The following is a 14229-nucleotide window of genomic DNA, read 5'->3' on the forward strand; positions in this document are numbered from 1 at the left end:
CCGAGACGGACGGCTGGTCCAGAGCGGGTCGAGCGCGCGGGCCCCCTATGCCGGTGCGCTGTTGCCGCCCCTGCTCTTGGGCTTGGGCAGGGCGAGCCTGATCTCCTCCCGCAGTTGCTGGATCTTCGGGTAGTTGGAGTACTCGGCGGTCAGCCGGTACATCTGGCGCAGCCGGTCCCAGGTGCGGTGGGAGGAGTTCGATCCCATCGACACCAGGGCCAGCCGCGCGTAGTGGCCCGCCTGTTCGGGGTCGTCCGCGATGAAGCAGGCGGAGGCCATGGACAGGAAGTCGAAGATCTGAGACCGCTCCTGCCGGCTGCCGGCCCTGAGCGTCAGGGCCTTCTCCGCGTAGTGCTGGGCGTGCGCGGCCGCGCTCGGGTCGTGCTCGGCCAGTGTGCGGTAGGCCAGGGCCTGCATGCCGTACAGATCCGCTTCGTTGAACATCTGCATCCAGCTCGGCGGCGGCACGTCGCCCCGGTCGGAGACGAAGAGGTCCTCCGCCCGGCCGAGGGTGCGGCGCATCGCCTGGCCCTTGCCCGTCGACGCCTGTGCCCAGGCCTCGATGGTGTGGAACATCGCGCGGGTGCGCGGCAGCACCTCGTGGCCCGAGCCGGACTGGGCGAGCTTCATCAGGTCGAGTGCTTCGTCCGGCCGGCCCAGATGCACCATCTGGCGAGCCGCTCTGGAGAGCGCCTCCCCGGCGCGGGGCCGGTCACCGCCCTCACGGGCCGCATGGGCGGCGATGACGAAGTACTTCTGGGCCGTGGGTTCCAGGCCGACGTCGTGCGACATCCAGCCCGCGAGGACGGCGAGGTTGGCCGCGACGCCCCACAGGCGCCGCTGGAGATGGTCGGGGTGACGGTAGGCGAGCATGCCGCCCACCTCATTGAGCTGACCCACCACAGCCTTGCGCTGCAGCCCGCCGCCGCGGGCCGCGTCCCAGGCCCGGAACACCTCGACCGAGCGCTCCAGTTCCTCGATCTCCTGCGAGCCGATGGGGGCGGCCTCGTAGCGGTCGAACCCGGCCGGGTCGGCGTGCAGGGGGTCGTCGAGGGCAGGGGCGTCGGCCTTGAGTGTCGGGTCGTTGTGCAGCCAGTCGTACATGGCGCTGCTGAGTGCGGATCCTGCGGCGAGCGCGGCACCCGCGCCCACCAAGCCGCGTCGGTTGAGCATGAGGTCCATTCCCGTGAATTCGGTGAGGACCGCGGCGGTACGTTCGGGCGCCCACGGCACGCCGTCGGGATGTTCCGCAATCCCGCCGCCCGGCCGTTTCCCCGTACGCCCGTGCCGCACCAGACCGAGGTCCTCGATGGTCACGACACGGCCGAGACGCTCGGTGAACAGAGCCGCCAGCACCCGCGGCACCGGATCGCGCGGGATCTCTCCCATGTCGATCCACCGCCGCACCCGGGAGGTGTCGGTCGCCAGCTGGGGGTGGCCCATGGCCGCCGCCTGCTTGTTGACCAGCCTCGCGAGTTCGCCCTTGGACCAGCCGGCCAGGCCGAACAGATCCGCGAGCCGGGTGTTGGGTTGTCCGCTCACGTCAAGCCCCCAGGTTCTCGGCTGAGTTGACAGTAGCCCGGTGAGACTTGCCGGGCGACTATTCGCCACGGTTCGCCAGGGTGCGCCAGATGGTGTGCCACTGGGCATCGGGTGTCAGGTAGGAACGCGCCACCCCGACCCGGTCGCCACTCGTCACAACGGGCACATTCCCCAGGATGCGCCCGGGCGGCCGGGCCGGGTGGGCGCAAGGACTCACCAGGCAGGCATGCAGGCACACGAAGGGATGGGTATCGCCCATGTACGCAGCATCGTCCTCCGTGTCCGCCCCGCCCCGGTCGCTGCGCACCCGTCCGGCGGGCAGCGGCCCCTACCTCGACCCCGCGCGTCCGGGGGCGCCCGTGCCGGTCGTGGGCCGGCCCCGGCGTGCCGCGGGTATCGGTACCCAACCGCTCAGCGGGAGACTCGACTTGTCCGGCCCCCAGGGCGCCCAGCTGCGCACCGCGATCGCCTCGGTGCACCGCATCTGTCCGGAGTTCGCTCCGGTGCAGGTGCTGCGCCGCAGCGGGCGGTCCGTGCTCCTCGTCGGGACGACGGGGCGCAGCACGGCCGTCGCCAAGTGTCTGCTCGACCACTCCCCCGCGTGGGCCGAGCGGTACCGGCACGAAATAGCCGCTTACCGCTCGTTCGTCCGGCACCGGCCGCCGGTCCGGGCGCCGAGGCTGATCGCGGCGGACCCGGACAACTGCACTCTGGTGGTGGAACGCATGCCCGGCCGGGTGGCGGCGTTCCAGCGGCACCCGGCCGAGGCCCCGCCGCGCGCGGACATCCGGGCGGCGCTCGGGGCGATCTGCCGGCTGAACGCCTGGCGGCCGCCGGCGGGCACCTTCGACGCCCCGCTGGACTACGCGGCCCGCATCTCCCGCTACCACGAGCTGGGGCTGCTCACCGACCGGGACATGGGCGACCTGCAGAAGCTGCTGCACGGCATCGCGCATGCGGCGGGCCGGCAGGGGATGGGCCAGTTCTGCCACGGCGACGCGCTGCTCTCGAACATCCTGCTCTCACCGGCCGGTCCGGTGCTGGTGGACTGGGAGCACGCGGGCTGGTACCTGCCGGGCTACGACCTGGCCACGCTGTGGTCGGTCCTCGGCGACGCGCCGGTGGCGCGGCGGCAGATCAGCCAGATCGCCCAGTCGGCGGGCCCCGCCGCGCGTGACGCCTTCCTGGTGAACCTGATGCTCGTCCTCACCCGGGAGATCCGTACCTACGAGACGGCCGTGCAGCGCTCGATGCACGACCCGGCCCCGGCGGCACCGGGCGCGGCCCATCCGGCCGCGGTGTCGACCGGCGAGGAACAGCGGCTGCTGCTGAGGCGGCTGCACGACGACTGCCAGCTGGCCCGCAGGGCGGTACGCGCGGCGGTCGGCACTCGCTGACGGGGATGCCGGTCCGCGGTGCGCCCAGGCCGGGCGCACCGCGGATCTTCGTATGTGCGCGGGCCGGTCGGTGGGCGGCCATTGGTGTACGCCACTGACGCCCCGCAGGCCCGCGAGCCTCCGCCACGAAACTCGCCGAACACCTTCTTGACATGGGAAGTCTCCCTCATCCGGGCATCATTGACGGATCGTCGGCAAGCCGGTACCACTGACCCAGCTCGGCGCCGCACGCCCCGCCACGCCCGCCCGTCACAGGAGGCCGCATTGCGAGGATCCGCCACCGACCCCACCTCGACTCCCGGCAGCAGACGCACCCGGAGGACGGCCGGCGCAGTGGCCTCCGCGGCCCTGCTGCTCCCCCTGCTCGGTGCGGCCCCCGCCCCGGGCTCCGATGCCGAGTCCTCCACCGGTGTGCTGCAGCGTGCCTTCGCCGGCGCGGCCGCCGAGTACCACGTGCCGCAGAGCGTTCTGCTGGCCGTCTCCTACCTCCAGTCCCGCTGGGACACCCACGCCGGGGCGCCGAGTGTGACCGGCGGCTACGGCCCGATGCACCTCACCGACGCGCGCACCGCACTGACCGCGGCCGAGCACTTCGCCGACGGCACCGAGGACGCCCGCGGCGACGACGCGCGCGCGGCCCTGCACCCGCACACCGCGGTGCCGGACAGCTCCGCGCTCCCGGCCCGCCTCAGGACCCTGCCGAGAGCGGCCGGGCTGACCGGACTGCCGGCCGCGGAGCTGCGTACCGACCCCACGGCCAATGTGGCCGGCGGTGCCGCCCTGCTCGCCGCCGCCCAGAAGGCCCTGGGCGAACCGCTCAGCTCCGACCCGGCCGACTGGTACGGCGCGGTGGCCCGTTTCTCCGGCGCGGACGACACGGCGACCGCCGCGGCGTACGCGAACGACGTGTACGACGTGCTGCGCACCGGCGAGGCGCGCACCACGGACGAGGGGCAGCAGGTCGCGTTGGCCGCGCAGCCGCGGCTGCGGGCGAACACCGCGCAGCTGCGGCGCACGGGTCTGCGCACGGTGTCCGCCGACGGGACGGAGTGCCCGGCGTCGGTGTCCTGCGAGTGGATCCCGGCGCCGTACGCGGAGTTCGGCGACAACGACTACGGCAACCACGATCTCGGTGACCGGCCGGCGTCGCAGAGCATCAAGTACATCGTCGTCCATGACACCGAGGGCACCTGGGACGGCGTCCTGAACCTGGTGCAGGACCCCACCTATGTGTCGTGGAACTACACCATCCGCTCCACGGACGGTCTGATCGCCCAGCACGTCAAGGCCAAGGACGTGGCCTGGCACGCGGGCAACTGGTACATCAACGCGAAGTCGGTCGGCATCGAGCACGAGGGCTTCCTGGCGGCACCGGACGCCTGGTACACGGAGGCGATGTACCGGTCGTCGGCCCGGCTGGTGAGGTACCTAGCCAAGAAGTACGGCATCCCCATGGACCGGCAGCACATCCTCGGCCACGACAACGTGCCGGGCCCGACCACGTCGACGATCCCCGGCATGCACACGGACCCGGGCCCGTACTGGGACTGGCGGCACTACTTCGACCTGCTGGGCCACCCCTTCAAGCGCACCGCGGGCAAGAAGGGCGGCCTGGTGACGATCCGGCCCGACTACGCGTCGAACCGGCCGGAGTACACGGACTGCACCACCAAGGGCGAGCCGTGCGCGGCCCACGGTTCCAGTGAAGTGCGGCTGTACTCCGACCACGACGAGAACTCGGCCCTGATCAAGGACATCGGCCTGGGCAGGACCCCGACCACCGGGGTGAACGATCTGTCCTCGCGGGTCTCCACCGGCCAGCAGTACGCGGTCGCCGATCGCTGGGGCGACTGGACGGCCATCTGGTACCTGGGCCAGAAGGCGTGGTTCAGGAACCCGCAGAAGGCGCCGACGGCGGTGAACGCCTCCGGCTTGGTGATCACGCCGAAGGACGGACTGACGAGCATCCCCGTGTACGGCCGCGCGTACCCGGAGAAGGAGGCCTATCCGACGGGAGTGCCCGCCCAGACGGTGGCACCGCTGCCGTACACCGTGCCGGCGAACCAGAAGTACGTGGTCGGTGACGAGGTGCCGGGCGAGTACTACTACGCGGTCACCTTCACCACCGACTCGCACAGGGTCGTGGTCGGCAAGGACCTGTACTACGAGATCCAGTACGGCCACCGGGTGGCGTTCGTCCGCGCGGCGGACGTCCGCGTCGAGTCCTCCTCGACCCCCTAGCCGCCCGCGTCAGCCCTGCTGGAAAAGCTCCGCCGGGAGCGGCTTCAGCAGGGCGTACAGGTCGTCGGTGATGGGGCGGTCCCAGGCGGCGATGGTGACCAGGACGCCGTCGCTGCGGTCGAACTGGACACAGGAGATCCGGCCCTCGGAGAGCTTCAGGCGCCGCACGATCAGGAGGTTGTCGCCCTGCAGCACCGGCATGTCCTCCGCGTCGGTGACGGTCACCTCCTCGTCGTTCTCCAGCGCGAGCAACAGCTGGGCCACCTCGAAGGGGATCTCGCCCTCGGCCACCTCACGCGCAGGGGAGCCCTCCGGCAGATTGCCGATGATCATGGCGGGTCCGCGGCCGCCGAACAGGTCGTAGCGCAGGAAGACGCCCTGGCAGCTGCCGTCGGGGGCGGGCAGCAGACCCGCGCCCAGATTGCCGGGCCAGTCGCCCGGATCCATGGCCAGTACGTCGAAGTCGGGCCCGGCGGGAGTGGCGCTGCGGCGGCGGAGGAACGACATGCGGCCATGGTACGTGCATGGACGCGATCGGTGACGTGCGGGAGCCGTCTCAACGGGTGCCGGATCCCCTCCCCTGCCCCAGGGCCGACGCCAGCCCCGAGGGGTCGGTGCCCAGCTTCCGGTAGACCGCCGACAGCAGGCATATGACGGTCTGCTCGTCCGTGTGGAGTTCCGCTGCGATCTCCGGCTCGGTGCGGCCGGCGACGGTGAGCGTGGCGGCCGTGCGTTCGCGTGTGGTGAGGGTGTCGGTCTCGGCGCTGTGCAGACGGCGGGGGCGCAGTCCGGCGGCGGCGAGCTCGTCGCGGGCCGTCTCTGCGAGGCCGTCGGCGCCGCACTGGGCCGCCGTGTCGAGGCCGCGGTAGAGATGGTCGGCGGCTTCCCTGGTGCGGCCGTTGCGGCGCAGTTCGGTGCCCAGGGCGACCAGTGCGCAGGCGAGCTCGTAGGCGGCCGGGGAGCGGTCCAGATGGGTGACGGCTTCCTCCAGGTACTTGACCCGGGCGGAGCCCGAGGACACCTCGGCGGCCGTCCGCAGGGCCTGTCCGATGGCGGACGGGGCGCCGAACTGGCGGGCGCGGCCGACCGCTTCCAGGGCGGTGTCCAGGGCCCGTTCGGGGTCGTCGTGGCTCTGTGCGCGGGCGAGGTGCACCTGCCAGGGGCACCAGGCCGGATTGCGGATGCCCCTGGGGTCGAGGCGGCGTCCGGCGGCCGTGAGCGCGGCGGCCGCTTCCTTGGGCAGGCCGCGGGCCAGGAGCAGTTCGCCGTGCACGGTCTGGGCGTCGGGGAAGACGACGGCGGCCGGGAAGGGTTCCCCGAAGCAGAAGGCGTCGGCGGTCCGGGCGGCCTCCGCGACCCGGCCGCGGGCCAGCAGGACCTCGATCAGGATGCCCATGGCGTACCAGTGGGCGGGGGTGCCGGGCCCGACGCGTTCGGCGAGCCTGAGGCCCGCGCGGACGAAGTCCTCGGCCTCGGCGAGCCGCCCGCGGCGATAGCGGACGTAGGCCAGCAGGGTGTAGGCGAAGGAGAGGTGGGCGCCGCGCCAGCCCTGGTGTTCGTAGTCGGCGATCCCGGCGGCGAAGAGCTCCTCCGTGCGGCCCGGCTGGTCGGCGTACATGAAGGCCAGGGCCACCAGGACCGGTACCTCGAATCCGCGGTCGGGCTCGGCCCAGCGCAGGCCGCCCGAGAGGGCGCGTTCGGCGTGGCGGAGGGCGACGGGGGCGGGTTCGCCGCGCAGGATCGCGTCCCAGGTGCGCAGTCCGATGACGTAGCGCTCGGTGAGGTCGCGGCCCCTCAGCCGGTCGGCGAGCCGGGCGAGGCGGCGGGAGCGGGCCGGATGGTCGGGCTCGTCGGCGCGGAAGGCGTCCCACATGAACTGCTCGGCCGCCATGCGCAGCCTGACCCGGGCGTCGCCGGTCAGCCGTATCTCTCGGGCGAGGGTGTCGGAGGCCTCGGCGAGGTGGTCGCTGTGGGCGAGGACCTGGGAGAGGCGGTAGACGATGTTGTGCCGCAGCTCGGGGTCGGCGATGGGCTCGTCGAGGGCGGCGCGCAGATGGTTGACGGTGGTCGCCGGTTCGGTGAGCAGGGAGGCGGAGCCCAGCTCGTACAGGACGGCGGCCCGGTCGGCCGGGAGCGGGGGTTCGCGCAGCGCACGGGCGAGGTAGCCGCGGGCGGCGTCGGGGGCGCCGGCCCTGAGGGTCTCGCCGGCGGCGGCGCGCAGTTGCTGCACGACCCAGGTGTCGCCGTCGGGGTGGGTCTCCAGGAGGTGACGGCCGGCGGCGGAGGGCCCCTGTCCGTCGTTGATCACGCACCAGGCGGCCTGTCCGTGCAGGGCGACCCGGACGCCGGTCGGGATGGCCCGGTAGACGGCGGTGGCGATCAGCGGGTGGACGAACTCCAGGGTGCCTTCGGCGGTCACGTCGCCGGTGAGGATGCGGGCGCCGCGCAGCGCGTCCGCGGCGTCGGCGGCCTCCTCGGGGCCGAGTCCGGCGACGGCGGCGGCGAGCGCGGGATGGATCTCGGTGCCCAGGACGGCGCAGGCCCAGGCGAAGCGGACGGTGGAGGTGCCGAGGCGTTCGAGCCGGGTGATCAGACCGCTGCCCTTGACGGCGGCGGCGAGGTCACGCAGCAGGGGTGCCCCGGCCTCGGTCGGGGTGAGGCCGCGGTCGCTCACCTTGGCGGTCAGCTCGACGGTCTCGAACGGGTTGCCCGCGGTGACGGCCCAGCACTCGCGGCAGAACGCGTCGTCGGCGTGCGCGCCGAGGGTCTCCCGCACCAGTCGGGCCACGGCGGCCACGCTGAGCGGCTCCAGGCCGAGCGGGCGTCCGCCTGCGCGTCCGGGCAGTCCGCGGAACGACTCGGCGTGGTCGGGCAGTTCGTCGGGCCGGTAGGCGACGACGATCAGCATCGGGAGTTCCTCGGCCCGGGGTGCGAACGCGGCCAGCCAGCGCAGGGATTCGGGGTCGGCCCAGTGCGCGTCGTCGAGGACCAGGACCATCGGGGCGCGGCGCACGGCGAGGTGGGTGAGCACCCAGTCGAGGCCGTCGCCCAGGCCCTGCGGATCGGGCGGGGCGCCCTCGGTGGGGGCGCACAGGCCGAGGGCGGGGCCGACGATGTCGTACCAACTGCCCAGCGAGGAGCGCAGTTCGGCCTCCGGCACGCCCGCGAGCTGCGGTTGCAGGAGCTGGCGGGCCACATGGAAGGCGACGCGCTGTTCCTGGTCGCCGCCGCGGGCGGACAGCACCGTGCAGCCCTGTGCGGTGGCGCGGCGGCGGACCTCGGCGAGCAGGGTGGTCTTGCCGATTCCGGCGCGGCCCGCGAAGGCCAGCAATGCGCCGCGCGGCGGCGCGGGCTGTTCGGCGCCGTCCGCGCGCAGACCGGTGAGCTCGCCCAACGCCTCGTCGATCGCGGCGAGTTCGCTTTCCCGTTCGAGGAGCGTCCGCCTGTTCCGAACGATCCGTTGTTCCATCACTACCCCCCGCCACAGTCGCACCCGCGCGGGGAGCGGGCACGCAGCGTGGCTGTCAGGCACCCCAGCGTACGCCTCGCTGGGACCGGGTGAGCATGATCGGCGGGTACTGCTCGAAACAGGTCCGCGCGGGCTTTTGGTCCCCCCGTACGGAGCGGGCGCGGCTCACTCCTCGGGGGGTGCGGGAGGTACCACCGCGATCGGGCTCGCCGCGTGCAGCAGGACCGCCTGGGTGACGGAGCCCATCATGCGGGCCGGCGCGAGGAGGCGGCGGCGGTGGCGCCCGACGACGACCAGCGCGGCGTCCCGGGAGGCGGCCACGAGGTGGCCGGCCGCGTCGCCGGGCAGCGCGTGGACGTCGCAGCGGACGTCCGGGCGCGCCTTGCGGTGCGGGGCGAGGAAGCCCTCGGCCAGGATCCGTGTCTCGTGCTCGACGGCGCTCCGGTCGACGGCGGGCGGGAGCAGTTCGCCGGGGGCCGCCAGGCTCGTCACCGGCCACGGGTAGGCGGCGATCGCCTGGAGGCGGGCGCCGAGCAGGGCGGCCTCGGTGAAGGCGAAGGCCAGGGCGGCCTCGTCGGGGCTGTCCACGTGCAGGCCGACGACCACCCGGGGCCCGGGCTCGGCCGGCGGTCCCTCGTGAACCTCGCGGCCGGGCCGCGGCACCACGACGACGGGGCACTCGGCGTCCCGGGCGGCGGCAAGGCTGTTGGAGCCGAGCAGCAGGCTGGCGAAGCCGCCGCGCCCCCGGGAGCCCAGCACCAACAGCTGTGCGGTGGCGCTGAGTTCGGGCAGGACGACGGCGGGCGCCCCCACCGGGGCGGTGTACTCCACGTCGAGGCCCTCGCCGCGGCCCGCCAGATGGTCGCGCGCCTGGTCGAGGACGGAGTCGTCGTCCGGTCCGGGCGGCCCCACGACCAGGACGTCGGGCTGGGCCCAGGCGGCGTACTGCCACGCGTGCGCCACCCGCAGCGGGGCGGAGCGTCTGCGGGCGGCCGCGAGGGCCCAGTCCAGGGCACGCAGGCTGTCGTCCGAACCGTCGACCGCGGCGACGACCGGCGCAGTGTTCATCGTTCCTCACCTCCGGAAGGCGACCTCCCCCTGTCCGGGGCCAGCCTCGCCGAGGCGGCCGCCCCGGAGGGGCTCTACAGGTCGCGTGTCCGGAAAACGGGACGGAACACCCACCGGTCGGCTCGTCGGCGCCGCTCGCGGCGCCCCGGGCTCAGGTCAGGTCGAACTCCCCTTCCCTCGCCCCGGACACGAAAGCGCCCCACTCCGCGGGTGTGAAGATCAGGGAAGGGCTCTGGGGCCGGCCGCTGTTGCGCATCGCGATGAATCCCTCGACGAAGGCGATCTGGACATCCCCAAGGCCTCGGCTGCTGGACTGCCACTCGGCCCCGCTCAGGTCCAGCTCCGGCTTGTCCCAGCCCACGAGCGGCTGCTGCTGGATGGTGCTCTCGGCCACGTCCGTGCTCCTCCCGATTCGTCGTCCGCGGTCAGCCTAGCGATCGACCCCGACCGCCGACAGGCCACATGAGGAGGACCTTTCAGGTGTCGGGCGCGTCGGATCCCACGAGCCACATCGAGAAGAACTGGGAGCCGCCGCCGTAGGCGTGCCCGAGCACCCTGCGGACCCCGTCCACCTGGTGCTCTCCCGCCTGTCCACGGACCTGGAGCGCCGCCTCGGCGAAGCGGATCATGCCCGAGGCGCCGATCGGGTTGGTGGACAGCACACCGCCGGACATGTTGACGGGCAGGTCCCCGTCGAGCTCCGTCACCCCGGACTCGGTGAGCTTCCAGCCCTCGCCCTCCTCGGCGAAGCCGAGGTTCTCCAGCCACATGGGCTCGTACCAGGAGAACGGCACGTACATCTCGACGGCGTCGATGTCCCGGCGCGGGTCGGCGATCCCGGCCTGCCGGTAGACGTCGGCGGCGCAGTCCTTGCCGGCCCGCGGCGAGACGAAGTCCTTCCCGGCGAACAGCGTGGGCTCGCTGCGCATCGCGCCGCCCAGCATCCAGGCGGGCGGCCGGGGCGCGCGGGCGGCCCCGGCCCGGTCGGTCAGGACCATGGCGCAGGCGCCGTCCGAGGACGGGCAGGTCTCCGAGTAGCGGATGGGGTCCCACAACATGGGGGACGCCTGGACCTTCTCCAGGGTGATGTCGTGCTCGTGGAGATGGGCGTAGGGGTTCTTCAGGGCGTTGCGCCGGTCCTTGTAGGCGACCAGCGAGCCGATCGTGTCGGGGGCGCCGCTGCGCCGCATGTACGCGCGCACATGGGGCGCGAAGAAGCCGCCCGCGCCCGCGAGCAGCGGCTGCTGGAAGGGGACCGGCAGGGACAGGCCCCACATGGCGTTGGATTCGGATTGCTTTTCGAAGGCGAGGGTGAGGACCGTGCCGTGGACGCGTGCCGCCACGAGTCCCGCGGCGACCAGCGCGGTGGACCCGCCGACCGAGCCGGCCGTGTGCACCCGCAGCATGGGCTTGCCGACCGCACCGAGCGCGTCGGCCAGGTACAGCTCCGGCATCATGACGCCCTCGAAGAAGTCGGGCGCCTTGCCGATGACGACGGCGTCGATGTCGGACCAGGTCAGCTCGGCGTCGTCCAGGGCCCGCCGGGCGGCCTCGCGGACGAGTCCGGCGATCGACACGTCCCGGCGGGCCGCCACGTGCTTGGTCTGGCCGATCCCTGTGACGGCCACGGGCTCCTTGCTCATCGTGGATCCCCTTCGAGTACGGCGACCAGGTTCTGCTGCAGACAGGGGCCCGACGTGGCGTGGGCGAGCGCACGGTCGGACTCGCCACGGTGGATCCGGGCGGCCGCCTCGCCGATCCGGACGAGACCGGTGGCCATGACCGGGTTCGCGGCCAGGGCGCCGCCGGACGGGTTGACGCGCACGCCGTCGTCGAGCCGCAGCGCCTTGCGCAGGACGACCTCCTGGGAGGCGAACGGCGCGTGCAGCTCGGCGGTGTCGACGGGCCGTTCGAAGGCACCCGCGCGCTGAGCGGCAAGACGCGTGGAGGGTGAGTCGGTCAGATCGCGCACGCCCAGTGCGTGCGCCTCGATGCGGTGGTCGAGGCCCCGGATCCAGGCGGGCCGCGCGCACAGGTCCCGGGCCCGCTCGCCGGCCGCGAGGATCACGGCGGCGGCGCCGTCACCGATGGGCGGACAGTCGCCGCTGCGCAGGGGCCGTACCAGGTAGTCGCCCCGGGGCACCGGACCACGCAGCTGCGCATGGGGGTTGTCCGCGGCGGCCGCCCGGCTGCGCGTCCCGACGGCGGCGAGCGCGGGCTCGTCGGTGTCCCCCGCGTCGATGAGCGCCTGCGCCTGGAGCGCGGCCAGCGCCACGGAGTCCGGCCACAGCGGGGCGACGTAGTACGGGTCGAGCTGCCGCGAGAGCACGTCACGGACCGAGCCGGGCGAGGACTTGCCGTACGCGTACACGAGAGCGGTGTCCGCGTCCCCGGTGAGCAGCTTGGTCCACGCCTCGTACAGCGCCCACGCGCCGTCCATCTCCACGTGCGACTCGGAGATGGGCGGCCAGGCCCCCACACCGTCGAGGGCGAGGGTGAAGGAGAAGGCCCGGCCGGCCAGATAGTCGCTGGAGCCGGAGCAGGTGAAGCCGATGTCGGCGGTCTTCAGGCCGGTTTCGCCGAGGACCTCGTGCAGCACCGGCATGAGCATCTCCACCTCGGAGAGCTCCTCGCTGGTGCGCCGGTGCCCGGTCTGCGCGAAGGCCACGACGGCGATGTCCCGCGTCAGGGCGGCTCCTTGCGTCACAGCAGCTCCTTGTAGGCGTCGTAGTCCGCGTCGGGTTCGCCGGTGGGCCGGTAGTGGTCGGGGTGGCGGGCCCCGTCCGTCCACACCGGCTCGACGCGCAGACCCATCCGCACCTGGTCGTACGGGATGCCGCCGATACGGCCGTGCAGCGCGAGGCCGGCGCCGTCGAGGGCGATGTGCGCGTAGACGTAGGGCACCTCGATGTCGAGGTTCCGCGCCTTGATGTTGACGATGCAGAAGGTGGTGACCGTGCCGCGGGGACCCACTTCCACCTGTTCGGCTGTGGCGACACCACATGTGGGGCACGCACCCCTGGGCGGGACGTACACCTTGTGGCAGGACGGACAGCGCTCGCCCACGGTCCGCCGTCCGGAGAGGGCGGCGAGGTAGGCGGACTGTGCGCGGCCGGGCGAGTAGGTGTAGTCGAGGCGGGCGGGGGCGACGATCCCGGTGACCGGGTCCTCGAACTCGCCGCTGTGCGCCTCGGCTTCGGCGCTGTCGCCCACCTCGGTCGCCTGTCCCGCATCACCCTCGTACGGCTCGAAGCAGGCGATGTCCGTGATGGCGCCGGAGCGTTCCTCGGCCCAGCGCACGCGCACCCGCATGCCGGTGCGCACGGCGTCGGGGCCGGGCGCGTCCAGGGCGTGCAGGAGGGCGGTGTCGGCGCCGTCGAGCCGTACCAGGACCCAGGCGAAGGGGGTGCCGAGGGGCTGGCCGCGGCGCGGTTCGTGGTTCCAGGCCCAGGTGGTGACGGTGCCGGTCGGGGCGACCTCGACGAGGTCGCGTATCTCCTCCGCGGTGACGGGGTCGTACTCCACGGGCGGCACGAGGACGCGGCCGTCGCCGGTCCTCACGCCGAGGACGACGCGCTCGCGCAGGCCGGTGAGGAAGGCGCTCAGGACCGGGCCGAGGGAACGGGTGAAGGGGAACTCCACGACCAGGGGGGCGCTCAGGACTTCGGGCATCGAAGGCTCTCTCCTTCGCGGGTCAGGCACGCTTGTAGACGGGGGGTCGCTTCTCCGCGAAGGCACGGGCGCCCTCCTTGGCGTCCGCGGTGTCGAAGACCGGCCAGCCACGCCCCAGTTCGGCGGCGAGCCCCTCGGTCTCGGTCAACTCCGCGGTCTCGTACACCGAGGCCTTGATGGCCTCGACGGCCAGCGGGCCACAGGCGTTGACCTGCTCGGCGATCTCCAGGGCCCGGTCGAGCGCGGTGCCGTCGGGGACGACATGGCCGATCAGCCCGATGTCCGCGGCCTCGCGGGCGCTGTAGGGCCGTCCGGTGAGCAGCATCTCCAGTGCGTGGGTGCGCGGGATCTGCCGTTGCAGCCGGACGGTCGAGCCGCCGATCGGAAAGAGCCCGCGCCTGACCTCGAACAGGCCGAAGGTCGCGGACTCGCCCGCGACCCGGATGTCGGTGCCCTGCAGGATCTCCGTCCCGCCCGCGACGCAGTACCCCTCGACGGCGGCGATCACGGGTTTGCGCGGGCGGTGGTGGCGCAGCATCGCCTTCCAGTGCAGGTCGGGATCGGCCTTGAGCCGGTCGCGGTAGTGCTCCCCCGCCATGCCCCCGCCGGCCAGCGCCTTGAGGTCCATTCCGGCGCAGAAGGCGCCCTGCGCCCCGGTGAGCACGATCGAGCGGACCGTGTCGTCCTCGTCGGCCTCCAGCCAGCCGTCGTACAGGCCGACGAGCATGGGCAACGAGAGCGCGTTCTTGGCGTCGGGCCTGTTGAGCGTGAGCACCAGTGTGGCGCCCTCGCGCCGCACGGTGAGGTGTTCCGTCCCACCCATTGACCGTCTCCCCTCTG

Annotated in this window: 11 protein-coding genes; 2 read left to right on the forward strand and 9 right to left on the reverse strand. The window is 73.1% G+C overall.

The window, feature by feature from the left end; genetic code table 11:
- Positions 1 to 45: 45 nt before the first annotated feature.
- Positions 46 to 1542: a hypothetical protein gene (locus ACFY1J_RS22750; protein WP_390710710.1), complete on the reverse strand. Its 1497-nt coding sequence runs from the start codon at positions 1540 to 1542 to the stop codon at positions 46 to 48.
- Between the two features lie 257 nt (positions 1543 to 1799).
- Here ACFY1J_RS22750 and ACFY1J_RS22755 point away from each other — a divergent pair, with 257 nt between their 5' ends.
- Both ACFY1J_RS22755 and ACFY1J_RS22760 read left to right on the forward strand, forming a co-directional pair.
- Positions 1800 to 2939: an aminoglycoside phosphotransferase family protein gene (locus ACFY1J_RS22755; protein WP_363299137.1), complete on the forward strand. Its 1140-nt coding sequence runs from the start codon at positions 1800 to 1802 to the stop codon at positions 2937 to 2939.
- Between the two features lie 264 nt (positions 2940 to 3203).
- A complete protein-coding gene (locus ACFY1J_RS22760; RefSeq protein WP_390731771.1) occupies positions 3204 to 5180 on the forward strand; it encodes an N-acetylmuramoyl-L-alanine amidase in 1977 nt (658 codons plus the stop codon).
- A gap of 9 nt (positions 5181 to 5189) precedes the next feature.
- Here the strand turns inward: ACFY1J_RS22760 and ACFY1J_RS22765 are convergent, their stop codons facing one another.
- The 8 genes from ACFY1J_RS22765 to ACFY1J_RS22800 all read right to left on the reverse strand — a co-directional run bounded on the left by ACFY1J_RS22765 (position 5190) and on the right by ACFY1J_RS22800 (position 14212).
- Entirely contained in the window at positions 5190 to 5687 is a 498-nt protein-coding gene (locus ACFY1J_RS22765; RefSeq protein WP_363299135.1) for a hypothetical protein, read from the reverse strand.
- Positions 5688 to 5736: 49 nt separating this feature from the next.
- Complete coding sequence (locus ACFY1J_RS22770; RefSeq protein WP_390731772.1) at positions 5737 to 8649, reverse strand: ATP-binding protein; 2913 nt, start codon at positions 8647 to 8649, stop codon at positions 5737 to 5739.
- A 165-nt stretch (positions 8650 to 8814) separates the two neighbouring features.
- A complete protein-coding gene (locus ACFY1J_RS22775) occupies positions 8815 to 9717 on the reverse strand; it encodes a universal stress protein (RefSeq protein WP_390731773.1) in 903 nt (300 codons plus the stop codon).
- A 151-nt stretch (positions 9718 to 9868) separates the two neighbouring features.
- On the reverse strand, positions 9869 to 10111 hold the full coding sequence (locus ACFY1J_RS22780; RefSeq protein WP_363299132.1) for a DUF397 domain-containing protein: 243 nt from the start codon (positions 10109 to 10111) through the stop codon (positions 9869 to 9871).
- A gap of 82 nt (positions 10112 to 10193) precedes the next feature.
- Positions 10194 to 11360 (reverse strand): thiolase domain-containing protein, encoded by a 1167-nt coding sequence (locus tag ACFY1J_RS22785; RefSeq protein ID WP_390710705.1) that lies wholly within the window; start codon positions 11358 to 11360, stop codon positions 10194 to 10196.
- Positions 11357 to 12406, reverse strand: a complete 1050-nt coding sequence (locus tag ACFY1J_RS22790) for a thiolase domain-containing protein (RefSeq protein WP_390731871.1) — start codon at positions 12404 to 12406, stop codon at positions 11357 to 11359. The genes ACFY1J_RS22785 and ACFY1J_RS22790 overlap by 4 nt, the downstream gene beginning before the upstream one ends.
- 14 nt (positions 12407 to 12420) lie before the next feature.
- Positions 12421 to 13389, reverse strand: coding sequence for a Zn-ribbon domain-containing OB-fold protein (locus ACFY1J_RS22795; RefSeq protein ID WP_390710704.1), 969 nt, complete (start codon positions 13387 to 13389; stop codon positions 12421 to 12423).
- Positions 13390 to 13411: 22 nt separating this feature from the next.
- The gene (locus ACFY1J_RS22800) at positions 13412 to 14212 is read right to left on the reverse strand and encodes a crotonase/enoyl-CoA hydratase family protein (protein WP_390731774.1); all 801 of its coding nucleotides are present in this window, start codon (positions 14210 to 14212) and stop codon (positions 13412 to 13414) included.
- Between the last annotated feature and the right edge of the window lie 17 nt (positions 14213 to 14229).

Origin of the sequence: Streptomyces sp. NPDC001406, from assembly GCF_042895285.1 — a bacterium.
In the GTDB taxonomy this organism is placed as follows: Bacteria; Actinomycetota; Actinomycetes; order Streptomycetales; family Streptomycetaceae; genus Streptomyces.

Bases quoted from the DNA above. Each gene is read 5' to 3' on its own strand.
- ACFY1J_RS22765 (WP_363299135.1), bottom strand. From the start codon at position 5,687: ATGTCGTTCCTCCGCCGCCGCAGCGCCACTCCCGCCGGGCCCGACTTC.
- ACFY1J_RS22770 (WP_390731772.1), bottom strand. From the start codon at position 8,649: ATGGAACAACGGATCGTTCGGAACAGGCGGACGCTCCTCGAACGGGAA.
- ACFY1J_RS22755 (WP_363299137.1), top strand. From the start codon at position 1,800: ATGTACGCAGCATCGTCCTCCGTGTCCGCCCCGCCCCGGTCGCTGCGC.
- ACFY1J_RS22775 (WP_390731773.1), bottom strand. From the start codon at position 9,717: ATGAACACTGCGCCGGTCGTCGCCGCGGTCGACGGTTCGGACGACAGC.
- ACFY1J_RS22800 (WP_390731774.1), bottom strand. From the start codon at position 14,212: ATGGGTGGGACGGAACACCTCACCGTGCGGCGCGAGGGCGCCACACTG.
- ACFY1J_RS22795 (WP_390710704.1), bottom strand. From the start codon at position 13,389: ATGCCCGAAGTCCTGAGCGCCCCCCTGGTCGTGGAGTTCCCCTTCACC.
- ACFY1J_RS22785 (WP_390710705.1), bottom strand. From the start codon at position 11,360: ATGAGCAAGGAGCCCGTGGCCGTCACAGGGATCGGCCAGACCAAGCAC.